Genomic DNA, 25,276 nt, shown 5'->3' with positions numbered 1-25,276 from the left:
GCATTTTCCCGGGCAGGGCTGTTTGATGTGCATCAAGGACGCTAACAACAGTTAAATTATGCTATTTTTACAACAAAATTCATGTTGTTTAATTGCTCATTATGTACTGTTTGGCTATTCTTGCTTTTAATCCAGATCGGCCGGGATTCTGATGTGGAAAGTCGTGCCTTCATTTGGCGTACTGGTGAAATCTATTTTGGCCTGGTGGCGGTCAAGTACTGCCTTGACGAATACCATGCCCAGACCCACGCCATCGTTTTTTGGCTGTTCAGTGGTTTTGAAACGCTGGAAGCGCTGGAACAGCTTGTTCTGATCTGCCCTTGTAATGCCATAACCCTGATCGGCGATAGAGCAAATGATGGTGGCATCTGCCAGATGCTGTTCACTGATTAGCGAGCAGGTGATGGTGGTATCCCTGGGGCTGTACTTGATGGCATTCGATAATAAATTGGTCAGGACCCGGGTCATCAGCGAGCGATCTACCAGGACCGGGAATTCTTCTTCCTGTATCTGGGTAGTGATACGGATATTCTTGTTTTTTGCCAAAGACCACATTTCTTCGGTGGCTACCAGCAGGATGTCCTGGAAATCCGCTTCTTCATAGCGGTAATCCTGCGATTCTGCACGCGCCAGTTGTACAAAATTGTCTGCCAGCCCCAGTGTGGAGCGCGAAGCCTTTTCTATCCGGGACATGAATTCTTCTGTCGGCAGGGCGGTTGCACTGTCTTTTTGCAACTCAAGTAATGCCAGGATGGATGCCTGTGGTGCGCGCATGTCATGCGAGATGAAATGCAGGGTTTCGTCACGGCTACGCTCTGCCGCCCGTATGCTGGTGATATCGATCAGGCTGACGATCCAGCCCACCAGTTTTTTGTCACCGTTGTAGCAGGGTGCACTTTTGATCAGTAAATCCTTGCCTTGCGGGTCGCGTACTTCTATGCCTTGCGACATGCCCTTGGTGTGTTTGATGTCAAGAATATCCCACCAACTGAAGCTGCTTTCTTGCGCATGTTCGGCATACTGGGGCGGAGCCATGTTGGCAAACAGATAGGGCACCAGAGCATCATTCACTTTGGGTATGCCTATGCCGGCAAAATAATCGATGGCTGGCTGGTTGGATAGCAGCACGTTGCCATCGGTGGTGGTGACCAGCGTGGCATCCGGCAGGCTGACCAGACTGTCGCTGATGAACTGACGCAAATCCCTGACCCTGTCTACCGCTTCACGCATGGCGTTGATGCTTTGTTCCAGGGTGTCGGTCAGCGCGCGGGCCGGCTGGACTTCATCCTGATCAACAAATTCCGGCAGCAAATGCGGTTCCTGGTCGAGTACCCGGAATTCTTCTCCCAGAAAGCGGATGGCCGCTTCCAGCCGACGCCAGCTCCATAAGGGATAGGCAACGATCAGGGCCAGCAGGGTGGCCGTTGGCGCTATCCAGTAACCCAGATAACGCAATGCCAGCCAGCTGCCTGCCATGGCCAGGCTGGCAATGGCTGCCGTTGCCAGCAAAGCTTTTCTGGGGGATAGCAACTGATAGGCGGACATCGCCATGCCTACTGCCAGCAGGTTGAACAACAGGCTGTAGAGCAACGGGGCGGGCACGATACTGCGCTTGTCGAGCAGGGCTGCAAGGATATTGGCATTGATCTCGACCCCCGAAATCATGCCTTCATTGCCAGACACCGGGGTTGGGAATGAGTCCGCCATGGCGCTGGCCGTCGGGCCTACCAGTACATATTTGTTCTTGAAAAAGGCTGGCGGTACTTCGCCTCTGAGTACCGACACATAGGGTACCGAGCGAAAGTGCCCACTACTGCCGGCAAAGGGGATATGCATCTGGTAATCACGCTGCCAGGTGCCTGGTTCAGGCGCGGCGTTGCGCAGTGCGGCGGCGAGCCTGTTGCCTGGCAAATTGGGTTCGGTGCCAGGGGTGATGTTCTTGCCTACATCTGCCAGCGCCAGGGCAAAATGCGGCCACCATTCCCCATTCATGCCTTCACGCAGGAAGATGCTGCGTACCACGCCATCTTTGTCCAGTTCCAGATTGATGTGGGCTAACTGCCGGGCGGCACTGGCCAGCAGAGGGATGGGACGAACTGTCACCAAACCCTTGCCGGCATTTTCTGAAATCAGCGGCAACACCACTTTGTCACTTTGGGTGATGGCATTGGCAAATGCCTGGTCGCCGTTGATGGCCTGGTCCGGATTGCTGTCTTCGGCTTCGGTGAAGACAAAGTCCATGCCTATGGCCAGTGGCTGGGCGACATCGATCTGTTTGATCAGTTCTGCATGCCGTGCTCTGGACCAAGGCCATTTGCCCAGCTCGCTGAGACTATGGCTGTCGATACCGACGATGATGATATCGTCCCGGGCTGGTCGGGTGTTGACCTGCATCAGCCGGTCGTACAGCACCAGATCGGCGCGTTCCAGTGTCTTGTAAAACAACAGTCCCGCAGTCAACAAGAGCATCAGCACACTGAGAACCAGCCATTCCCTGAGAGCGATGCGCTCTACCTTGAATTGGCTATTTGATTGGCTGTTCGTCATGTGCCGTTAACCCGGGGCTGCAGCAACGAATTAAAAATTCGTACCAACTGCCCCCCCGCTGCTGTTGATGGGCGAACCATCACCGCTGGTCCAGCGTTGTTGTATGGTGATCTTCTGGGTTGCCGAGAAGGGGCTGACATAGCCGTCAGGATCAGTCGAACGGACACGAATGAAATATGTGCCTGCCTGTGGGCGGTCAATTTTCAGTTCCGCCTGGTCGAGCTCACGTGACAGGAACAGTTTGGAGAACTGGGCGTCGGTGCTGATCTGTATCAGGAACTTCTGCCCAGGCTCGGACGCCCAGCTGAACGATAGCTGATTGCCATTGCCTTCACCCGGCGGTGCCAGGCTGGTGACAGGCAAGACTGCAAATTTTTGCACGTCGCTGAAAGGTCCGTGGTCGGCTTTGCCATCCTTGCGGGTAATGGTGGCTATGCGCCAGTAGTAATTGCCCTCGGCTGGACGATCACTGCTGAGTTGCACTTCCTTGATTTCATTCTTTTCTAACAGCAGATTCTTGAATTCAGGATCTTTGGCAACCTGCAGATGATAGGCAACGGCATCACTGGCTTCAGTCCAGGCAAAGTCCAGACGTTCTGCTCTGACCTTGTTCTTTGGCTGGACGGTGAAAGGTGGTTCAGGACGGGCTTTCAGTGTTACTGCCTTGACCAGCGGGAAACCTTCCAGCCCGGCTTTGTCGATGGCCGTGATGCGTACAAAATAATTGCCGTCAGCAAAACCGTCAAACTTGAAGCGATTGTCCTTGAAACGGTTTTCCGTCAGGATGGTCAGGATGTCGGCATCTTTGGCAATCTGCACGCGGTAAGCGACGGCTGCAGCATTCGGCTCCACCTGGAATTGCAGGGTCGGGCGTTCTTGCAGCAAATAGAGTTCGCTCATCACAGGGGCAGGCAACAGGTCGACGGCCTTGCCGACTCCGCTGCTGCTGATGATATTGCCCTTACCGGCGGTCAGCATCAATTCATCCGGTTTCTTGCCTGCCGCATTTGTAGTATTGGCAACGGCAACACCGCCAGACAAAACTTCATTGGCGATTCCATCTTCGTTCACGCCAACGCGGAAATTGGTGCCGCGCACACCCGCTACCGCCAGATTGGTACGGACTTCAAAACGGCCCTTGTTACTGACCAGTGAGCTGACGCGCGACTCGACCTTGCCCTGCAATAAATTGACTTCGGTACGCGGACTGCCGGTGTATTTGGTCTTGCGCAACTTGGCCAGGCTGACCTGGCTGTTGGATGGAATCGAAATACGCGATTCATCAATCAGTGACAGGGTCAGAAAACCATTCTTGTCGGTAGTGATTTGCGTGCCTTCCCTGACGACGGTGCCCAGGGCCAGGTTACCGCTACTGCCATCTTTGGCCTTGTAGGTGGGGGTGCCAGTCATGGCGATGACTTTGGCCTCGCTATCTTCTTCAGGCAACAGCTCCAGCGGGATCAGGATGGCCGTACCGATGGGTATGGCTCTGTCGTCATCAATCTTGTTGCGTTTGCCGAGGATGGTCCAGTTTCTGGTTTTATCGGTGTAGCGCTTGGCAATGGCAGACAGGGTATCTCCCTGTACTGCAAAATAAGTCATGTCCGGCGGGGTGCTGATAAAACTGCCTGGTTCGCCGTTCGCTGATGTCTTGGCCGCCATGGAGTACATGGGCAAGGCCAGAGCCAGGCTGAAAGCGAAACATACGGATATTTGTCGCAGGACTAGGGGGCGGGTTAGTCTCATGCGGACTCCTCGTTTCGTTTGGGGGACGCATTCCGGGCCTGCATATAACAGACCCGGCAGGGCCCGGAGGTTTTATTCTGGTGTCATTTGTTCCAGGCGATAACCGTAGCTGTAGACCGGTGCCAGGCGATAACCGTTTTCAGGACGCAATTCAAGCTTGCTGCGTACCCGGGAAATATGGGTGTCCATCGTGCGTGAGGGAATATCGACATCGCGCGACCATACTGCTTCCAGTATATAGGCACGGGAAAGCGGACGACCAAGATTGCGGAACAATAACAGGGCCAGGTCGAATTCTTTTTGCGTCATTTCTACGGGTACATCATTGACGCTGACACGACCTGCGCGGGTTTCAAACTTGTAGATGCCAAATTGCAAATGTTCCGACGTGGTCTGGGTAGGGTAGGCGCGGCGCAACAAGGCCTGCACCCGCGCCACCATTTCACTGCGGCGTATGGGCTTGATCATGTAATCGTCGGCACCGGCAGCCAGGCCTGCGACGATATCGTCTTCGCCCGAGCGGCTGGTCATGAACAGCACCGGCAGGGTAGGCGAAAGTTTCTCTCGTACCCAGTGCAAAATCTCGGTTCCACTCAGGTCAGGTACTTGCCAGTCCAGAATCAGCATGTCGTAACTTTCACGACGTAGCTGATGCAGCATCTCTTTCCCGCTCAGGAAGGGATGGGTTGTATGCCCCGCAGCATTTAAAATGGTGCAGACCAGTTCTAGCAGATTATTGTCGTCGTCAAGTACAGCGATTCTCATGGAGTGTTACCGTTGATGGCCGGCAAATAAAGTGGAATAACTTCCATTATATCGAAAGCAAGTGAAAAAATAAGTAATTGTGAAGAAATGTGAATATTTCACGATTACAGGTGTTGGGTCTGTGCTTAATCAACCATTTCTACAGTCATTTCCCATCCGTTTTTCATGCTGATGAGAAATAGACCTGATAATACAAATATAAACAGATACATGGAAGGTCCAGTTTATCACCCGTATTACCGGGCAATAAAGCCGAACACCCGGCATTTAACTACGCAATTCCAGTTCTGGTAACACCACGTTGACGTCCAGCACTTCCAGATTGCCCTGTTTGTCCAGGGATACCTTGATGTCTTCCGGATTAACCTTGGTGTATTTCGAAATTACCGCGATCAGTTCTTCCCGCAGGGCAGGCAAAAAATCATAACCACCATCACGACCTGTGCGTTCACGTGCAATGATGATTTGCAGGCGTTCTTTCGCTACATTGGCCGTTTTGGGCTTGGTATTAAATAAAAAAGAAAGCAGAGCCATATTTATTTGCCTCCGAAAATGCGTTGCAGCAGGCCCGGTTTTTCATAATTGATGAAACGTAAAGGAACATCTGTGCCTAAAAAGCGGGAAACCACGTCTTCATAGGCATCCGATACATCACTGCCTTTCATATGAATGGCAGGATTACCCTGATTAGACGCATGCAAGACTGCTTCGGATTCAGGAATAACACCAATCAGAGGGATACGCAAGATTTCTTGCACATCGGTATAGGACAGCATTTCGCCGGCTTCCACCCGTTTTGGTGAATAACGGGTGATCAACAGGTGTTCCTTCACCGGTTCGCCACCGGCTTGTGCACGTTTGGATTTGGCCTGGATGATACCCAGGATACGGTCAGAATCCCTGACCGAGGACACTTCAGGATTGGTAACGACGATGGCTTCATCGGCAAAGGTCAGTGCCATGACGGCACCGCGTTCGATACCGGCAGGTGAATCGCAGACGATAAATTCAAAATCCATCTTGATCAGGTCATTCAGTACGCGTTCCACGCCTTCTTCTGTCAGCGCATCCTTGTCGCGGGTTTGCGAAGCCGGCAGAATAAACAGGTTATCGCAGTGCTTGTCCTTGATCAGGGCCTGGTTCAGCGTGGCTTCGCCACTGATGACATTCACCAGATCATAGACAACCCGACGCTCGCAACCCATGATCAGGTCAAGATTGCGCAGGCCAACGTCAAAATCCAGCACTGCTGTTTTATGGCCACGCATGGCCAGGCCAGAAGCAAAACTCGCGCTGGATGTGGTTTTGCCCACGCCGCCCTTACCGGATGTTACAACGATGATTCTTGCCACAAAAAACTCCTTTAATCTATCCGAAGATACTGAAAATTGAGGCTGCTAATCTCCAGTTTAACCTGTAAATTAGCCTGCAGATTAGCCTGCTGATTTTACAGATGATACTTCAATACTGTCGCCATTCAGCTTAACTTGCGCCGGATGGTGTGCCTGCAAGGGGGGGAAGCCATTTTCAAACGTACGGTAAATGCCGGCGATGGAAACCAGTTCCGGTTCCATCGTCATGGCAAAAATCCTGGCTTCGGTATTGCCGGTGGCTCCTGCCAGGGCGCGGCCGCGCAGGGGAGCATAGATATGGATGCTGCCATCGGCAATCACTTCGGCACCGTTATTGACTGAAGCGGTAATGATCAGGTCGGCACCGCGTGCGTAGACGCGCTGCCCGGCCCGAACCGGGGTATCAATCACCATGGCGGGCATATTGCGGATGATGACTTGTGGTTCGGCTGCCACCGGTGGCGCCACTGGTGTTACTTCCACAGGGGCCGGAACCTGAACCTGGCTGGCCTGTATCTCTGGTTCTGCCCGTGGTTTGCTGACGACATCGATGCTCAGGCCGTGGGAACGAATGGTGGCATGATCTTCTTCCCGCGCATGTCTGACAGCGACCGGGTTCAGGCCATGTGCCTTGAACAGGGGAATCAGTGCATTCCAGTCCAGTTCCTGATCGGTGATGGCTTCAACATCAATAACGGCAAATTCATCATCAAAAAAATCGGGTGAACCCGCAGTCATTTCCTTCAGCGCCGCTTCGACGGCCGGGAAAGACGATTCATTGAGCAGAATTGCAACAGCAACAACAGTAGAAATCTTGATCTCAATTGGCTTGCGCGTCGTACTGTTTTGCATAAAGTCCATGAAAAAGTGAATGCCGCTGTCAGTGCCTTAGTCTGCATATGGGTTGCCTGACAGTATTAATATCTGTTCATGACATCATTCATCGGCAGGAACGAACAGCAAATTCGTCCGTAAAAGACTAATCCTACCAATTGATGGGCAGGATTGCAAAAATATGCACTTTTTCTTTGCAAAGCGGCAAAATAGTTACAGCTGGGTCGCATAGTCTTTATTGAAACTTATTGCGGCTTTATTGCTTTAGGTATTGTTTTCTTAGTAGGACTTACGCAAAATTGTCCCAGCAAGGCTATCGCTTTTAGGAAACCTCCCTTACAGGGGATGTTCGTTACGTCGGCAGGCAACATGTTGCCTGAAACCCCGACTACACCGTAGCGACGAAGACAGTACTTTAGTACGCGGCTCCTATGAGAGGAGCTACAACGCAGCTGGGGCAGTTTTGCGTAAGTCCTACCTAAAATGCATGCGCTGCGTGCAGGCTATCCAGTATGTCCACTTTTAATTGAGATACTGCCGTTTCTCCCCGGTTACGCGGTCTTGCCAGCGGCACATCGAATTGCTGGCGCAAGCTTGCGGTAGCCTGGTCCATCAATACGATGCGGTCGCTCAGATACAGTGCTTCATCAATATCGTGCGTCACCAGCAAGATGGTCAGGCCATACTCTTGCGCGATATTGGTCAGCAAGTCTTGCAGTTTCATGCGGGTAAATGCATCCACGGCAGAAAAAGGTTCGTCCAGCAGCAATAGTTTGGGGCTGGAAAATAATCCACGGGCGATTGCCACCCTTTGCGCCTGGCCGCCTGATAACTGCTTGGGCAGGGCCCGCTCATAGCCGTGCATGCCCACTTCGGCCAATAAGCGCGCTACGCTGGTGCGCTGCGGATCAGAATTGTTGGTATTAAAGGCAATATTTTGTTCCACAGTCAGCCACGGGAACAAGCGTGGCTCCTGAAATATAAAGCCGATATCCGGATTGACGCCGTGGATGCGCTTGCCTGCCAGTTCAATGCTGCCCTCATGCTGCGTATCCAGCCCGGCAATAATCGACAGCAGGGTGCTCTTGCCACAGCCACTGGCCCCGATCAGGCTGACAATTTCACCTTCCTCAACACTGAGATGCAGATTTTTCAGTATGGCGCGTGTGCCATAGCTCTTTTTGTCAATGTGTACTTTTAAAAGAGATGGCATCTTATTTCCCCGGCTGATAGGTATCACGCCAGGCCAGCAGATGCAGTTCCAGTCTGTGCATGAGCCAGTCACTGCCTTTGCCCAGCAGGGCAAGTATGGCGATGGCAGCCAAAACGATGTCGGCCCGGCTGGTTTCGCGGCCATCTGTCAGCAGGTAACCCAGGCCCTGGCTGGCGGCGATCAGTTCTGCTGCCACCATGAACATCCACGCCAGACTCAGGCCATTACGCAAGCCGGTGAGGATGGCAGGCAGGGCCGCTGGCAAAAGTATGCGCCTGATCATGGCTGTGGTTGACAGGTGATACAGCTTGCCGACCTCAATCAGACGCCGGTCGACCCCGCGTATTCCCGAAACCACACCCATGTATACCGGGAAGAAAGCCCCTATCCCTATCAGTACCAGTTTTGGCGCTTCATCAATGCCCAGCCATAGCAATAGCAGAGGGACCCATGCCAGCGAGGGAATGGCGCGCAAGGCTTGAAAGCTGGGATCAAGCAGCGCCTCCAGCCGTGTACTTAAACCCACCATAGAGCCGGTCAGGATTGCCAGGCCAGCGCCAGCGATAAAACCTATGGCCACGCGTACCGTGCTGATACCGATATGTGTAAACAAACCTTGCTGTACCAGATGCACGATGGTCGTGAAAATTTCACTGGGCGCAGGCAAGAGATTGGCAGCGATCCACCCATAACGCACACTGATTTCTGCCAGCAACAAGAAAGCAGTGGGCAACAGCAGACCCCACAAAAAGCTCGGTACAATCAGGCGCGTTTTTATGGCGCTGCTGGCGCCGATGTCGTTATTGCTGCTAGCGTTATTTGTACCATTTGTACCATTTGTGCCATGAGTATTAGTGCCACTGTGGACCGGCGCAGGTGATTCCGTAGCGATAGTAATGCTGGGCGATGACATGATATGCAATTGCCAGACAGGATTACACGGTGATCAGATTCTGGGCAAAACGTGTATCAACCAGATCGCGTATGGTACGACTCAGATCAACACCCGGCTTCACCAGCCCTTCGTCTTGCAGGATAGGTGCTGCTACCTGCAATGCCTGTATATGTTCAGCCGATGGCAGTGTCTGACTGAAATCGCTGCGTAATTTAATTTGCAGCAAGGCTACCGGCAAGCTGACTTTAGCTTCTTCGGATAAAATTTTGGCTGCATCTGTCGGGTTATTACGCACCCAGGCTCGCGCTCTTTCATAGGCACGCAATACGCGACTCACTTCCGCAGCGTGATTACTCAGGAAATCTTCACGTACGTTCAAAAAACCATAGGTATTGAAAGCGACGTTGCGATAAATCAGGCGTGAGCCGGCTTCCAGTTCACTGGCTGCCATGTGTGGATCCAGCCCGGCCCAGGCATCTACCTTGCCTTGCTCCAGCGCGGCACGACCATCGGCATGCTGCAGGCCAACGTGTTCAATATCGGTACGTTTCAAGCCAGCAGTCTTCAGTGCGCGCAGCAAGAACAGATAGGGGTCGGTACCCTTGGTCGCTGCGATTTTTTTACCTTTTAAATCGGCCAGGCTGCGGATGGCAGAATCCTTGCGCACCACCAGTGCGGTCCATTCAGGTCGTGAAAAAATATACGGTGTCTTGATGGGGTTGCCATTGGCTTTGGCCAGCAAGGCTGCCAGCCCGGCAGTAGAACCGATATCCAGGCTGTTTGCATTCAGATATTCAAGTGCACGGTTACTGCCGGCGCTCAGTACCCATTTGATGTTCGTGCCATCTGCCTTGAATTCTTCTTCCAGCCAGCCAAAGCGGCGCAATACCAGGCTGGTGGGTGAGTAATAGGCATAGTCCAGCCGCAATTCCTTGAGGCTGGAGGCTGCATTGGCCAGGGACGGCAAGGCCGTGATGCCGGCAGTTGCCGCGACAGAAGTCAGTTGCAAGAAATGGCGACGTTTCATTGTTTTCCTCGGAGATCGTGTGGTGTTTTATTGTTGATATGGCGCTAAGCTGCATCGGCCAGTGTCGACTTGATTGCGGTATTTCTGCCTATATGGTTTGCTGGCAAATATGGTCCGCGCTGGAATAATTGCTGGCGCAAAGTGCCGGTGCTGTAATTGGTTTTATAACGCCCGCGCCGTTGCAGTTCCGGCACGATAAGGTGCACGACATCCCTGATGGTTTCATGCGCCAGTGCAAAGCTCAGATTGAAGCCATCGATGCCGGTTTCGTCCTGCCATGCTTCCAACTGATCGGCTACTTCCTTCGCGTCACCGACAAATACAGGCCCGCGACCACCAAGGGCAATAAATTCTGCGGCCTCGCGCACTGTCCATTTCTTGCCGGGGTCGGCAGAGCTGAACGAGGCCAGGGCAGAACGACCTGCTTCAGATTCTATGTAGTCGATGCTTGCATCCAGTGGCAGCCTGGAAAAATCCACGCCAGTCCAGCCGGACAGCAGGGCCAAGGACGCATCGATATCAATGTATTGACGGTAATCCTGATACTTGGCCTGGGCTGCATCACTGTTTTCTGCCGTGATGATCAGCGCTTGCGCATAGATATACACATCGTCAGCCTGACGCCCGGCAGCTTTTAATGCAGCGCGCGTGTCATCGACATAACGCCTGACCACCTGTTTGCTGGGCCCGCTGACGAAGGTGCATTCTGCGTGTTGTGCAGCAAAGGCTGTGCCGCGTGCTGAATTGCCTGCCTGGAACAGTAGCGGAGTTCTTTGTGGTGAAGGTTCCGACAAATGTATGCCCGGCACGTTGTAGTATTTGCCCTTGTGGTTGATGGCATGCACATGCGCGGGATCGGTATAGATGCCGCGTTCTTTATCGCGCACCACGGCCTGGTCGTCCCAGCTTTTTTCCCACAGCTTGTAGACCACTTCCATATACTCGTCGGCCAGGTCATAACGTTCATCATGGCTGAGCTGACGTTGCAGCCCCAGGTTCCTGGCTGCACTGTCCAGATATCCCGTTACGATATTCCAGCCTATGCGGCCCCGGGTCAGGTGATCAAGCGTAGAGATGCGACGGGCAAAGGTGTAAGGGTGTTCATAGGTCAGTGCGCAGGTCACACCAAAGCCGAGATGCTTCGTGACACTGGCCATCAGCGGCACCAGTGCCAGCGGGTCATTCAATGGTACCTGTATGGCATGGCGCAAGGCCGCATCGGTGTCACCCGCATACACGTCATACACACCCAATACATCTGCCAGAAAGACCGCGTCAAACAAGCCATATTCCAGCAGGCGTGCCAGTTCCGTCCAGTGTTCAGCATTGGTATATTGATGACTGTTGTCCCTGGGATGGCGCCACATGCCGGGCGATTGATGTCCGACCGTGTTCATCTGGAATGCATTGAAGCGTATCGATTTTTTGGTCATGACACTACTTACTTGACCGCAACTTCTAGTGCCTGCTGATAGTCAGGTTTGGAGAAACCGGCGAAATGCTTGTTGGTCACTTCCAGGAATTCTTTGGAGCGATAGGCCGCTTCCAGGTCTTTCACCCAGGGTTTGCTTTTGTCCGCGGTACGTATGGCGATCAGGTTCTGATAGTTGGCAGAAATTTTCTCGCGTGCCAGTGCTTCATTGAGCTTCAGACCGGACGCCAGTGCGAAATTGCCATTCACAAATGAGAAATCAGTATCTTCAAGAGAGCGCGGTAGTTGCGCAGCTTCCAGCGGTATCAGTTTGATTTTTTTCAGATTGTCTGCGACATCTTTTTCCGATGCACGTATCGGGTCTATATTGGCCCGCAACTTGATCCAGCCCAGTTGATCCAGCAATACCAGCGCCCGCGCCTGGTTGGTCGGGTCATTCGGCAAGGCGACCGTGGTGCCTTCCTTGACCTCATTCAGCGATTTGTGTTTTTTGCTGTAGATGGCAATCGGTGCGGTCGGCACCTTGATCAATTCTGACAGTGCCAGTTTATTGTCGGTCGAAAATTTGGTGAGGTAAATGATGTGCTGGAAGGCATTCGCATCCAGTGCACCTTCAGCCAAAGCAAAGTTAGGCTGGATATAGTCATTGAACTCCACCACCTTGACTTTGTAACCCTGTTTTTCCAGTATCGGTTTGATACCCAGTTTGACCTGGTCTGCATATGGTCCGGCACTGGTGCCGATGACCAGTTCTTTCGGGTCTTTGGCAAAAGCAGGTGTGCTCAATGACGTGGCGAATGCAAGCGCAAGTGCACTGATTAATAATGGGCGACGGTACATGATATGTCCTTTGGAAAAAGAGAGTTAACGTTTGTCGAGAACACGTGCAACGCGGTTCCCGGTAAATTGTATGAGCTGCACCAGCGCGATCAGCAGTGCCACCGTAATGAACATGACATCCGTCTGGAAGCGGTAATACCCATAGCGAATAGCCAGGTCACCGATGCCACCGCCACCGACCACACCTGCCACTGCGGAATAAGACAAAAAGCTGATCGCCAGCACGGTCAGTGCCAATACCAGGCCGCTACGTGCTTCCACCAGCAGGACGCGAAAGATGATTTGAAGTTCTGACGCGCCCATTGCGTGTGCGGCTTCAATTACACCGCGTGGCACTTCGCGGAAATTTTGTTCTACCAGCCTGGCGAAGTAAGGAATGGCAGCAATCGACAAGGGCACTGCCGCTGCCAGCGGGCCGATTGATGTACCAACCAGAAAACGCGTGAACGGCACCAATGCCACCAGCAAAATGATAAAAGGGAAGGACCGTATGGTATTCACCAGCCAGCCCAGCACGACGGCCAATGGACGGTTTTGCAGCGATTGTCCATCCGCCACCAGAAAAAGAAGAATCCCCAGAGGGCCGCCTATCACAACAGCGGCGGTCAAACCTATGGCCAGCATGGTGAAAGTCTGTAATACAGCCGTACCCAGTTCGGGCAATAGTGAAATCAGGTTTTCAAACATGGCTTAATTCCTTCCACTGCGCATTGCTGCCCGCTTCCTGACCATGAAAGGCCAGTTCACGACCGAGTGCCGTTTTGCGCAACACGCCGGTATCTGCCAGTAAGAAACTCTCGGCAATTTCACCATCTTCTATCACCGCTACTTTGTTGCAGATGGTGCTGAGTACGGATAATTCATGGCTGACAATGACGATGCTGACTCCCAGCCGCTGATTGATGTCACGCAAGGTGTCCAGCACTTCACGAGTGGTTTCCGCATCCAGGGCAGAAGTTGGTTCATCGCATAAGACCACATTGGGTTTGCTGGCCAGCGCACGGGCGATTGCCACACGCTGTTTTTGCCCGCCTGATAGTTGTGCCGGGTAGCTGTCTGCTTTATTGGCAAGGCCGACGATGTCCAGACATTCGGCAACACGCTGCGCGATTTCCTGCTTGCTTTGCCTGGTATGTATTCTCAATGGGAAGGCGACATTGTCAAACACGGTGGCATTTTGCAACAGATTGAATTGCTGGAAAATCATGCCTATGTTTTGCCTGGCGACTCTTAATTCTGTCTTGCCTAGCTTGGTCAGTTCTTGTCCGGCGACAATGACTTCGCCGCTGTCCGGGCGCTCGAGTAAATTGATCAGTCGCAGCAGTGTGGATTTACCTGCGCCGCTTTTTCCTATCAAACCGTAGATATCTCCCTGGGCAATATCCAGGCCGACAGATTTCACTGCCTGGAAAATCTTGCCACCGGCCAAAGAGAATGCCTTGCTGACAGATTTGATTTGTATGATGGGGTGGCTCACTATCGTTACCATTCAGGAATAGGACGTGGGTTCGGGAAAGCTGCCATTCAGTACAAAGCGGCCAAGGTCACGCAATTTATAGTCGACAGGATCATGCAGGGTATGCACTCTGACATTGCGCCAATAGCGGTCATAGCCATAACGTGCTGAAGTTGAACGGGCACCTGTCAGTTCAAACATTTGCGAGCTGACCTCAATGCCGGCGCGATGCGCCAGGCACTTTGCTTCTGCTACCGCGATGGCCAGTGCGCCCCTGGTCTCGGCAGTGACCAGCGGCCCCTGGCGAAACGCCTGTTCCAGCGCAAGTGCAGCCTGATCTGCCAGTACTTCTGCTGGGCGTAATAGCAGCCATAATTCACCATAGCGATGCTGTATGAAAGGGTCTTCCGTTGCTTTATCGACACCCGCAGTAAACCATGCCCTTGACTGTTCCTGCGTATACTGGCGGGCACTGTCAAATGCACCCAGACCAATTCCCAGGTACAGATTCGCCATGATGAGTTGCGCGACCTGCGAGCGCAATGTGGCCTGCGGCGTGGGGCTTTGGCCAGGTGACTGCAACACCAGTTCAGAGGGAAGCAGGACATCATCAAAATGCACATTGCCACTGTCTGTTTGTTTTTGACCAAAGGCATCCCAGTCGGCCTGTATGGCAATACCTTTCTGTGTGCTGGGGATAACGGCGATCAGTGCGCTTTCAGTGGCAATATCCCAGGCTGAAATCGTCAGCCAGTCAGAACCAACGGAGCCGGATGAAAAGCTCTTGATGCCATTTAACAGATAGCCGTCTTCTATCTTTTTTGCGGTTGTTCGCTGATCCAGGGGATTGAGTGCATTACCCCAGAACAGTCGCTGTTCCACCGTTGTTGTCAACAGATTGCGCTGCTGCTGTGCATTGCCATACAGTTGTATGCCAGCCAGTTGCAGGTGATGAAAGGCAAACACATGGGCCAGTGCGCTGTCGGCTTTTGCCAGCACGCGTATCACTTGAAAGACGACAGGCCAGTCGGCACCCTGGCCACCGAATTCACGCGGTATGGATAAACTTAACAGGCCGGATTCACGTATCCATTCACGCTCCTGGCTGGCATGCCCACCAGCGCGGTCACGTTCAACAGCCGTGCTTGCCAGCCGCTGTGCCAACGCAGTAGCGATGGCCAGCACGTCGTCGTGCTGATCGCTGGATGAGTGGGGCGTGGCTAGGCGGTGCAAGGCAAAAGACATGGTCAACCTGATATTCGGGACAATTTGGAAAATCAGTATTACATTGCCTGCCGGGCACGTACACGAACAAATCTGCGATAGCTTATGTGTTAAAGGTCTATGTTGAAAATGGAATTCTGATAGTTGAAATTCGTATGATGGTGTGGCGCGGAGTCATGCCGGGAATTGTCTGACCCGTAGAATAATAGAAGCGACACTGTATTTTCCGTGTGCCAAACCAGTTCGCTGCCCCGGTAAAGAGGAGGAAACATCAAATTTTCATGGGAAATTACACCGCCTTACCGCATAATCTGGTAAAAATTGCCAAATCAAGGTGTAAACCTGCGAAAAACTGCCTGTCTGCCAGGCATTTGGGTAATGTAATCGCCTGATCAGGCAGCAAATTCATATCAATGACCATCATCGGGGGCATAGTGGCACTTGGCTGGATAAAACAACCGCAACAATCTGATCGCCTGCGGCGTTTGTCAGGTGTGGCGCTCTTTTCTACCCTCAGTCCGCGTGAATTGAAGATTATCGATGGCATGCTGCATGACCGTCATTACCTTGCCAATGAGGTGATTTTTGATGAAGGTGAGGAAGGTCAGGCTTTATATATCCTGCTGTCTGGCACCATACACATCTGCCGTACCCGTGAACAAGACAATGCTATCGCCACCGATGTGATTGCCGAACTGGCTACAGGTAATTTTTTTGGTGATGTTGCCCTGCTGGATAATTCACCACGCAGCGCTCAGGCACGTGCCGCCGAAAATTGTGATGTGGCCGTGTTTTTCCGGGCCGACTTCAGCTCATTGCTGGAAACCAATGCTGTGATCGGTTACAAGATATCGCTGGAGCTGGCACGCCTGATCAGCCGTCGCCTGCGCGATTCCATGGCAGACTCAACACGTATCGAGGCACTGTGAATCAACGCGAATCCGGTCCTGTAGTCTGGCTGGGGGTGCTGACTGCTACCTGCCTGCTACTTATCCTGCTGCCGAAAGTATTGCTGCTGGTTGTTCCCTTCCTGCTCGCAATGATTCTGTATTACATTTTGATACCCGCAGTATCACGCCTGACACTGTTTGGTTTGCCGCGTGAGACGGCTGCCCTGCTGGTGGGGGGATTGTTTTTCATTATTATGGGCGGCGTGCTTGGCTATGCGATAACCACCTTCGCTACCCGCATGGGTTCATTGCAAGAACTGGTGACGCACTATGTGGATGGTGGTCTGCAGTTTGTGCGCAATACCATGCAGAGCCTGGAAGGCAATTTGTCAATCTTGCGCAAAGCACATGCCAGCGAAACGGTCGATGCCTGGATGATGGCCAATACGGACAATTTTGCCCAACAATATGCGGCGAATATCCTGATGTCCGTGGCGAGCTTTTTACCGGTTATTTTCCTGACGCCCTTCCTGACCTTCTTCTTTTTGCGCGATGGCCGCAAGTTCAAGCATTTTCTGGCTCGCGCCGTGCCGAATGCGTTTTTTGAAGAAACGCTGTATCTGATGTATGAAGTCGGCCAGACCGCACGCCGTTATTTCCAGGGTTTGCTGAAGCTGACTGTGATCGACACCGTCATCCTTGCCCTGGGTTTATGGATGATAGGCATGTCTTCACCACTGGTGCTGGCCCTGATATCGGCCATCCTGGCCTGGGTGCCATTCGTCGGCTCGGTGATGGGTTGCATCATGGTGGTGCTGGTGGCTGCCACCGATGCACCTGATGTGCCCTTGCTGGCGTATGGTGCGATTGCCGTTTTCGTCATGGTGCGTCTGCTGGATGATTTCATCTTCATGCCATTGACGCTGGGGCGCAGCCTGCACATGCATCCGCTGATTTCCGTGTTAATGATTATTGTTGGTGGAGAGCTGGCCGGGGTGCCCGGCCTGATGCTGGTCTTGCCGCTGTTGGGTGTCGCCATGGTGATAGGCGAGACCGTTGGTCATGTCGTCACCAATCAGCGTTTGCGGGCACGGCACCGACATGCCAAAATTATCCGTAAAAATCAGGCCAGCGCAGATTTGATCTGAGAACCTGTTCACGATCTTACTGCGCGGGCGTGATCGTGGCTCATGCGCTGCTCAAAATGCTCATGTACTTAGAGTACATTCCGCTTTTTGCGCTGCTCTTCACCCCGCTGACGCCCGCTCGCTACAGATCGTGAACAGGTTCTGAGCGCTGGCCATTGTTTTGCTAGGCGTGATAGGTCAGGAAATCGATACCGTTTTGTATCGCGCCTATGACTTGCAACTGGTTTTCCTGACTTTCGGAAAAACTTGCCAGTACCCCGGCTGAAGTGATGTGGCCACTGGAGAGTTCGGCGCGCCAATAGTCAAGCCCGGCCTGATCTGGCACCCTGTGCAATACGTTCGCATACAATAAGGTAATCAGCTTGTCCGTGCCGGGATTGACGCCATACAGTGACTGGAATTCTTTCGACTGGAAGAAGCCGGCTGCGACCGACGTCAGGCTGCTGCCCTTATCCATGTCCGCAATCCAGTATCCCAGACCGGCCAGGTCAGGCTTGCGGGCAAATGCTGCCTGATAAATGCGGTAAGCCTGGCCAGCGATGCCATTGATATCAAGCGCGACCGAAGTATCCGAAAAATTCAGGCGCTCGATATTGATCAGGCCGTCCGTACCATTCATACCGCTTGCGTCTTTTACGGTAAAACCGTTACCGTTCTTGGTGATAGTGTAATTCGATCTTGCGTTGCCATACAGTGCGGTATCAAAACCGGCACCACCGTCAATATTGTCATTGCCGAAACCACCGGCCAGGGTGTCGTTGCCTATGCCTCCCAGCAAGGTGTCGTTGCCATCCATGCCATACAGCAGGCTGCCTTTGGCATTGGCAATCAGTATGTCATCACCGCCACCACCGTAAGCATTTTGTATGGTGGTACCCTTGGCGATAGTCAGTGCGCCACCATTCAGATTGGACGCTGTAGTGCCACTTAAATCAATCCTGTTATCCAGGCTGAGGGCGCTCGCATTGATGGTATCAATACCACCAGTCGGGTCGCTCAGTACACCGCGCGTGGGATCGGCTTTCACCAGGTCAGGGAAGGCATTGGTGTAGACGAAGGTGTGATTGTTGCTGGTGGTATGGCCTATCAGGTCTATGGTCCAGCTATCAAAGGTGCCGACCGATTGTGCTGCCAGATCGCGTACATTCAGGGTCCAGGTGCCGCTGGCTGCTTCACCCATGTCCAGCACGGTATCGAAGGTAAAGTGGACATTATCCTGGCTTGATCCATAGGCACTGAGGCTGCCCTTGGACGGGCGGTACATCAGATAACTGGCCGTACCTGTAGGCGAGTACAAAACGATTTCCAGGTCACCGATATAAGAATGCGTAATATTGACGGTGACATCCACACGCTCTACGGTCAGGTTGCTGGAAACGTTGATTGTGCTGTTGACACCGGTACGGTTGTTGTCCGGTATGGCCTGGTTAACAGTCTGGCTTGCGATCACTTCTTTGGTATTGGCGACCGTTTGCGCAGGAGTGTTCCAGGTTTCTGCCAATCGTACTGCGCCCAGCGCATCCACCTGACCAAAGCCGGATGACTGCGTGACGGATTCAAATCTAAGGCCACCGCCGTTCCAGTCTTTTGCACCGTTACTGATCCATGCACTGGGATCACCGGTCTGACGTGCGGTGTAGGCCAGTATCTGTTGCACATCACGATAGCCCAGGTTGGGATTCACTTCCAGCATCAATGCGACTATGCCTGACACGATAGGCGCAGAAAATGAAGTGCCGTCAGAAAAAGCGAGATCATTCAAATTTTCACCAGCCGCACCACTGCGATCCGTGGTAATGATGCTGTTGAAGTCACGGTAACCGGCACCACCAGGTGCTGAAACCAGTATCGATGCACCTGTCGTGCTGAAATTTGAATCGTTACCGAAGTAATCAGTTGAACCAACGGTGATGATGTAGCGGCTGTTCTGGAAATTATGCAGATTGGTGTCGTCACCAACGCTGTATGAGTTGCCAGCGGACTGGACGACGATAGTGCCGAGCCCGTTGCGACCAACCGTTGCCAGATCCTTCAGCGCTTTGAAGGCGGGTGCAAAACTGGGGTCGTTTGCATTATCAAGAAACGCCCAGTTGGTGCTTTGTGCCAGCAGGTTGCCATAGCCCCAGGAATTGTTCAGTATGTCAAACGACTTCGCGTAGGTGAAGGCATTGACTGTTTCGGTCAGATATTTCTGCCCGTATGCTGAAGACGTATAGATAGGTATTAGCTGGGCATCATAGGCAACGCCAACAATACCTTTGTTATCGCGCGCTGCCCCGATGATACCTGCTACCAGCGTACCGTGATTGTCAGTGCTGAGAACAGGTGAGCCGCCATAGGTCAGACTGTAAGCGTTGACACCAAGGGCTGTATTGTCATTTCTGGTCAGGTCGCTGTTGCTGGCATCAATGCCCTGATCAAAAATCGCGATCTTGATGCCTTTTCCTGTTGCATGTGTCCAGGTCAGTTCTGTCCTGGTGGTAAACAAATACCATTGATATTGAAAATAGGGGTCGGTTGGCAAGAAGCCGCTAGGGCCATAGTCAGAGCCAAATATCACGCCCCAGGCATCTGCCTGGCGTGTCGTTTGCAATGTACCCGTTGGATCATAATAATTGGCCTTGATGGTGGCACCAACTGCATTGCTCAGGTTGAGTTCAAATGCCAGTGCCGGAACCAGGCTACTGCTTCCGAGGATAGGGATTTTGACTGTGGCAGTAGTGCTATTGGGTTGAAATGTGACCGTTTGATTAAACAGCGTATAGTCAACACCAGGCTGTGCGGTTTCACCCAGTGTCTTGGCTGTCACGGTCACAGCATTGGGTACTGCATATGACAGGGTCAGCGTGAACACCATTTCACTGTTGCCGCTACTATTGCGGTTGATGTACTGATTGCCGACTTGAATGCTTGGCATTTGTGCCGTTTGCAGTTCACTGACCTGCAACTGATAGGTGCCAGTACCTCTTAATGAATTGGAACTGATATCAACATAGTAGGCGCCACTGACCGTGGGTGTAAAAGTCAGACTGCCAGTGGTTGAGTAAGTTAATGTTACACCATCTTCACTTCCATAGATTTCAAGGAGTGCATTGGACAGGGTGCCGCCGGTGTTGGATATCGTATAGGTATGACCAGCTACAAGGTTCATCTTGTGCCAGTCAGCATCGCTCCAGCCTTCCAGCGTTCCAAACTTTGTCTGGCCCAATGTTAATACACTGCTGGTATTGACGCGTGCGGCATAGTCGTCGGCAAGATTGCTGGCTGCGCTCATTGAGTAAAAACCGGCTGTGCCCGTACCTTCAACATCCCAGAAATATGTACCACCGGTGGTCGGGGTATAGCTGATGGAATTGCTGCTGCCACTGTTCGCCAGCGCGGTGTACAGGATTTTTCCTGTGCTGTCGCGCAATACCAGATTCAGGTTGGCACCTGAAGAAAAAGAATTGAGCGTGATTGTGTAACGGACTCCGGCCTGCATGTCCATACGGTACCAATCCGTGTCAATTGTCGTATCGATTTTGCCGTACACAATGCCACTTGCTTCCAGAAATCCGAATGTGTCTGTTCCACCAGGTATATCTTTACTCTGTTCGTACCAAGGCATGAGAATCTCTGATTTCTACAAGTTAAGGTTGGTGTAATTTTAACTGATAGTCTTTGGGTTGTTACACTTTTGTAACACCTTCTTTACTTTTTCGACGAGAATTTTCAAGTTTTTGAATATTTTTCTCAAAGAAGTTGCAGTATGCATTTCATGAAATGCATAACAGGATTGAACGCACTTTGATCTGTAGGCATGATGCCTTCGGGTGTATCAAGTGAAAAAATAAGTGAAAAAATAAGCAAGAAAATAAACTGAAAAATAAAACGGGCAGCTTGCGACAAGCTGCCCGCTTTATTTCCAGTGAATGAATTATGGCACCAGCACCTGCCGGTTCCTGGCATGGGCTTCCACCTGTCTGGCGGCAAACCACCATGGACGGTGCTGATTTTTCGCCCACAGTTTTGCCATATCATTTTGATGGGGCTGGAAATGTCTTTCGCTGACACCACCGGCCAAGGCGGCTTCAATTTTATCGTTATCTCCAAAATCAACGATGACCTGCATGGAGGCGAAAAAATTCGCTTCATAAGGTTTCTGGAAATCGTAGACACCACGGCTCAGGGTTTCACCGCTACCTGAACGCTCTACCGTAAAGCCACCCAGTAATTCTTGTCCGGCACCGTTGCGGCGCAAAGGGCTGACGAAGCGCACGGTATGGGCCTTGCCCCAGCGCCAGTTGCCAGGGTCTTTACCTTGCAGGGCTTCCAGGCTCGCACGTGCACGTGGTGCTGCTGCACGTATTACATCTGCCAGCGTTTCGCGCTTGTTGGGAGTACGTACATCATCGAACCAGACCGAATCCGGTGTCGCTACCAGCGCATCAAAGCGTTGCTGCCAGAAATACCAGGTAGACAGCATGTCTTTCGCTACGTCTTCACCCAGTTCATCTGTGAAGGTGCCTATCACGGTTTCACGATACAGGGCCTGATACACCAGCGGTGCTGCCAGATCGGCATTGTCCCAGCCATCCCAGTTCTTCAGGATGGTAGCCAGGTCTTTGTTTGCCGGATCGTTTTCCAGTGCAGCAATCAGGGCGGGGCGCAATATATCCGACTGTAAATTGCGGTCATCATGCATGAGATTCCAGTGGTCTTCCACCGTCATTTTCTGCGTAGTACCCAGCACCTGTCCTATGCGCGTATAGCGATAATTCGGTGATACATAATTGGTGTAATACCAGGGAAATCCTTCAGGACGGGTGTCATGATTAGCGGTCCCCACCCAGGCGCGTTCGGGGTTGAACATGCCGGGCATCTTGTCTTTGGGAATGAAGGCGGTCCAGTCATCACTACCATCTGCCGGCGGCAGACGCGGGAACCCGCCATCGGCACCGCTGCGTATCGGTACCGCGCCGGATGCCCTGTGGGCAATATCACCCTGATCATCGCCAAATACAAAATTGAACATCATCAAGTCTATCTTTTGCACTTCCTTGTCAAAGTCTTTGGCATTGGCCGCGGTCAACAAACCTTCAATACCGATCTGTGGCGCGAATACTTCAGCATCGGTAGAACGCAAGACCAGCAATTTGTCACCCTTGGGCCCCAGTCCGGGGTGATCGGTAATGACTGGGCCACGTCTGGTAAAACGTATCTTCAAAGCCTGTTCAGTAAATCCGCCTGGCGCATTTTTATCCTTGATGCGTATGCTTTCATTGATGACGGTGAAAGGCAGGCTGTGCCCGCCGTCCATGTAATGGTCCTTGTTGGCCGGGTCTATGGTTTCCACGTACAAATCCTGTACATCGCCATAGGCATTGGTCACGCCAAATGCGACATGCTTGTTGCGCCCTACCAGTATGCCCGGCATGCCGGGCAGGGCCGCGCCCACTGCCTGTATATCCGGTGTGAACAAGCCCACCGGATGCCAGGTGCCTGGCAAGATGCGGTTGTCCAGATGCGGATCATTGGCGACCATGGCTTTGCCGGATTGCGAACGTGAAGGCCCGATTGCCCAGTTGTTTGAACCCAAACCCTGGTGATTCAGGGTTTCTGGCGCGATGTTCAAATCTTTCCAGGCCAGGTTCAGTTGCGTTGACTGTGCCTGCGTAGCGCTATTACCAGCTTGTGTGACGGGTGATGCATTTTTCCAGTCAGGATTGATGGTCAGCGGGAAAATGGCGCGTGCGCGTTCCATGCCCAGGTGATCTATCAGTTTCTGGGCGACGACCTCGGCCTTGAAATTGGTTGAATGGGTGTAGTGCACATAGTGCACAAGGGCGATCAGGTCGGCTACTTTCCAGGGTTGCGGCACCAGACCAACGGCTTTCAGCTCTATCGGATGTTCATCTGGATAGGTCCGGATATAAGCATTGATGCCATCGACGTAATACTGGAAAAAGGCGCGGGATTCCGGGCTCAGTTTTTCGGCATGGCGTTCGCCATTACGGCGTATGCCCAGTACGCGCATACGTATATCGCTGGGCAGGGTTTCCGCGCCCAGACTGGCGGACAATTCGCCGCGCCAGGTCGCACGAAACAACTCCATCTGCATGAGCCGGTTTTGCGCCGTAACAAAACCTTGCGCTCGCAACAGGTCGGGCGTATTGGCAGCAAATATATACGGTACACCCAGTTCGTCACGTAAGACCTTCACCGGTGCTGTCAGGCCGGCCAGCTTCATTTCACCATCGATTTGTGGGTGACCTGAACTGCGTACCTTCAGATAGGCAGCAGTGCCTCCCAGAGCGATCAGCACCAGCAGGCCGATCGCCGTGCGTTTTAAAATCTTGTTCATCGATTCTCCAGGGAAGATGAAATACAAGTTGTCTCGTTATGGTTTTCTCTGACTTTGTCATGGATGACGTTGGTCAGGAAATTTTATGGCGCACACGTATCCACACGTATCCACGCGTATCATTAAGCATGCCCGACTGATCGTCAAGCGACATTCAAAGAGCGTGCGTTCTAAAACAGCATTGCTGGACGTAGTCTAAAGCCTGGACTACACTCCAGGGTCAAGCTGCATATCGAACGTACTAAACATATCGAACACGGAAAAGCGCAGACAAAATGAATATCAGCCAATTCGCTCTAGCCTGCCAGGTATCTACCGATACCGTGCGCTATTACGAAAAGCAGGGCATCATCAAAGCACCAGCCCGGCAAGAGAACGGCTATCGACGCTACAGCCAGGTTGATATTGAACTCTTGCGCTTTGTCCGGGGTGCCCAGGCCCTGGGGTTTTCGCTGGCAGAAATCCAGGCTATATTGCCACGTCTGGCGCAGGGCCAATTTGGCCGTGCTGATATTGAACAGCAATTGCTGACCAAGATGGCGCAGATTGATGCCCATATGCGCCAGCTCCGCACGCTTAAAAAAGAATTGCAGGCTACCTTTACCTCGCTGACTTGCGAACCAGAGCAAGCCGTCAATACCCGGCAAAGCACCGCCACCCCAACGGGTAGCGGCGCTGCAGAAGCATTGACGCGCAAGGCCTTTGGTAAAGCTGCAGGCCGCAGTAATTAAAACAGCGTCATCTTGCTTGTTCCTTGAAATCTGGCCCGACAAAGACCCTGCTGGCGTTCCCCCTTTCAGTCGTGTGATGTTGCATATGCCTTTCTGCCTTGCTGTCACGTTCTTTGGCATGCCGTAGTTCTGCCAGTTTCAGACCCAGCAATTGAGTCGCCAAACGTTTGTTGGCGAACTGACTGCGCTCGGTCTGCACTTTGACCGATATGCCGGTAGCGACATGGGTGGCACGGATAGCGCTATCCGTTTTATTGACATGCTGGCCACCCGGGCCGGATGCCCGTGTCGCCTCATAAATAATGCCACTGTCAGACAGATCGCTGTCAGGCCGCGTGTGGTCTGGCACAAACAGGCTGCCGCCCACAAACCAGTTCTTGCGCCTGTGTGCCGGCCGGTAAGGGCTGTCGCAAATCCATAGCAGACTGCCTTGCCATTGTTTGGCAAAAGCCTGTGCGGTCTCTGCTTGTGAAGCATGCGTCAACTCCAGCAGCACGGACCGGAAAGTGCCCGCGCATGGCCCTGGCATTTGCTCAAATATTCTGATTTGTACGCCAGCCTGGTCTGCATCCTTCAACAGACGCGTCAATACCTTGGCAACCGCCAAACAGCATTCTGCCGGCCCGGTGTTTGCAGTTATTTGTAGATAGATCATGCTCGATACTCCTCAAGTGCAGCTGCATTGAAGAGAAGCTTCATATTGCCCATAGAAATTCCAAAATTGAAGTCAGGAACAGGGCACTGGCACACAGATATACGCAGGCAAGACATAACGCCAGCCGCAATAAACATACAGTGATTTGAATGACAAAAATGTCAGGCAGACTTGCCTT

20 protein-coding genes are annotated in these 25,276 nt (G+C 52.5%); 3 read left to right on the top strand and 17 right to left on the bottom strand.

Going from position 1 to position 25,276, the window contains the following annotated elements; translation table 11 throughout:
* Positions 1-126: 126 nt before the first annotated feature.
* The 14 genes from H8L32_RS26170 to H8L32_RS26105 all read right to left on the bottom strand — a co-directional run bounded on the left by H8L32_RS26170 (position 127) and on the right by H8L32_RS26105 (position 15,352).
* A complete protein-coding gene (locus H8L32_RS26170; protein WP_186950809.1) occupies positions 127-2,547 on the bottom strand; it encodes a CHASE2 domain-containing protein in 2,421 nt (806 codons plus the stop codon).
* Positions 2,548-2,577: 30 nt separating this feature from the next.
* On the bottom strand, positions 2,578-4,293 hold the full coding sequence (locus H8L32_RS26165) for a FecR domain-containing protein (RefSeq protein ID WP_186950808.1): 1,716 nt from the start codon (positions 4,291-4,293) through the stop codon (positions 2,578-2,580).
* Between the two features lie 72 nt (positions 4,294-4,365).
* Positions 4,366-5,058, bottom strand: a complete 693-nt coding sequence (locus H8L32_RS26160) for a response regulator transcription factor (protein ID WP_186950807.1) — start codon at positions 5,056-5,058, stop codon at positions 4,366-4,368.
* Positions 5,059-5,325: 267 nt separating this feature from the next.
* Entirely contained in the window at positions 5,326-5,592 is a 267-nt protein-coding gene (gene minE, locus H8L32_RS26155) for a cell division topological specificity factor MinE (protein ID WP_186950806.1), read from the bottom strand.
* A gap of 2 nt (positions 5,593-5,594) precedes the next feature.
* Entirely contained in the window at positions 5,595-6,410 is an 816-nt protein-coding gene (gene minD, locus H8L32_RS26150; RefSeq protein ID WP_186950805.1) for a septum site-determining protein MinD, read from the bottom strand.
* 81 nt (positions 6,411-6,491) lie between these two features.
* Entirely contained in the window at positions 6,492-7,262 is a 771-nt protein-coding gene (gene minC / locus H8L32_RS26145) for a septum site-determining protein MinC (protein ID WP_186950804.1), read from the bottom strand.
* A 460-nt stretch (positions 7,263-7,722) separates the two neighbouring features.
* Entirely contained in the window at positions 7,723-8,457 is a 735-nt protein-coding gene (locus H8L32_RS26140) for an ABC transporter ATP-binding protein (RefSeq protein ID WP_186950803.1), read from the bottom strand.
* Between the two features lies 1 nt (position 8,458).
* Positions 8,459-9,370, bottom strand: coding sequence for an ABC transporter permease (locus H8L32_RS26135; protein ID WP_186950802.1), 912 nt, complete (start codon positions 9,368-9,370; stop codon positions 8,459-8,461).
* A gap of 22 nt (positions 9,371-9,392) precedes the next feature.
* A complete protein-coding gene (locus H8L32_RS26130) occupies positions 9,393-10,379 on the bottom strand; it encodes an aliphatic sulfonate ABC transporter substrate-binding protein (RefSeq protein WP_186950801.1) in 987 nt (328 codons plus the stop codon).
* A gap of 44 nt (positions 10,380-10,423) precedes the next feature.
* Positions 10,424-11,812 (bottom strand): LLM class flavin-dependent oxidoreductase, encoded by a 1,389-nt coding sequence (locus tag H8L32_RS26125; RefSeq protein WP_186950800.1) that lies wholly within the window; start codon positions 11,810-11,812, stop codon positions 10,424-10,426.
* Between the two features lie 8 nt (positions 11,813-11,820).
* Entirely contained in the window at positions 11,821-12,651 is an 831-nt protein-coding gene (locus H8L32_RS26120) for a MetQ/NlpA family ABC transporter substrate-binding protein (protein WP_186950799.1), read from the bottom strand.
* A gap of 24 nt (positions 12,652-12,675) precedes the next feature.
* Positions 12,676-13,338 carry a methionine ABC transporter permease gene (locus H8L32_RS26115; protein ID WP_186950798.1) on the bottom strand — a complete coding sequence of 221 codons (663 nt, stop codon included), beginning with the start codon at positions 13,336-13,338 and terminating at the stop codon, positions 12,676-12,678.
* On the bottom strand, positions 13,331-14,140 hold the full coding sequence (locus H8L32_RS26110) for a methionine ABC transporter ATP-binding protein (protein ID WP_186950797.1): 810 nt from the start codon (positions 14,138-14,140) through the stop codon (positions 13,331-13,333). Before H8L32_RS26110 ends, H8L32_RS26115 begins: the two co-directional genes overlap by 8 nt.
* Positions 14,141-15,352 (bottom strand): acyl-CoA dehydrogenase family protein, encoded by a 1,212-nt coding sequence (locus H8L32_RS26105; protein ID WP_186950796.1) that lies wholly within the window; start codon positions 15,350-15,352, stop codon positions 14,141-14,143.
* A gap of 392 nt (positions 15,353-15,744) precedes the next feature.
* On the opposite strand from H8L32_RS26105, the gene H8L32_RS26100 reads away from it, so the two are divergent.
* Both H8L32_RS26100 and H8L32_RS26095 read left to right on the top strand, forming a co-directional pair.
* Complete coding sequence (locus tag H8L32_RS26100) at positions 15,745-16,260, top strand: cyclic nucleotide-binding domain-containing protein (protein ID WP_222619506.1); 516 nt, start codon at positions 15,745-15,747, stop codon at positions 16,258-16,260.
* Positions 16,257-17,369, top strand: a complete 1,113-nt coding sequence (locus H8L32_RS26095) for an AI-2E family transporter (RefSeq protein WP_186950795.1) — start codon at positions 16,257-16,259, stop codon at positions 17,367-17,369. Before H8L32_RS26100 ends, H8L32_RS26095 begins: the two co-directional genes overlap by 4 nt.
* A 163-nt stretch (positions 17,370-17,532) precedes the next feature.
* Here the strand turns inward: H8L32_RS26095 and H8L32_RS26090 are convergent, their stop codons facing one another.
* Positions 17,533-20,976 (bottom strand): S8 family serine peptidase, encoded by a 3,444-nt coding sequence (locus tag H8L32_RS26090; protein ID WP_186950794.1) that lies wholly within the window; start codon positions 20,974-20,976, stop codon positions 17,533-17,535.
* A 309-nt stretch (positions 20,977-21,285) separates the two neighbouring features.
* Positions 21,286-23,712, bottom strand: a complete 2,427-nt coding sequence (locus tag H8L32_RS26085) for a penicillin acylase family protein (RefSeq protein ID WP_186950793.1) — start codon at positions 23,710-23,712, stop codon at positions 21,286-21,288.
* 275 nt (positions 23,713-23,987) lie between these two features.
* Between H8L32_RS26085 and H8L32_RS26080 the strand changes: the two genes are divergently transcribed.
* Positions 23,988-24,443 (top strand): MerR family transcriptional regulator, encoded by a 456-nt coding sequence (locus tag H8L32_RS26080; protein ID WP_186950792.1) that lies wholly within the window; start codon positions 23,988-23,990, stop codon positions 24,441-24,443.
* Between the two features lie 7 nt (positions 24,444-24,450).
* Here H8L32_RS26080 and prfH read toward each other — a convergent pair whose 3' ends face one another.
* Positions 24,451-25,098 (bottom strand): peptide chain release factor H, encoded by a 648-nt coding sequence (prfH, locus tag H8L32_RS26075; RefSeq protein ID WP_186950791.1) that lies wholly within the window; start codon positions 25,096-25,098, stop codon positions 24,451-24,453.
* Positions 25,099-25,276 lie beyond the last annotated feature (178 nt).

Source organism: Undibacterium hunanense (genome assembly GCF_014284335.1).
Taxonomy (GTDB): domain Bacteria; phylum Pseudomonadota; class Gammaproteobacteria; order Burkholderiales; family Burkholderiaceae_D; genus Undibacterium; species Undibacterium hunanense.
Note: the sequence above shows the minus strand (reverse complement) of the source record. Positions and strands in the feature narration are given on the sequence as shown.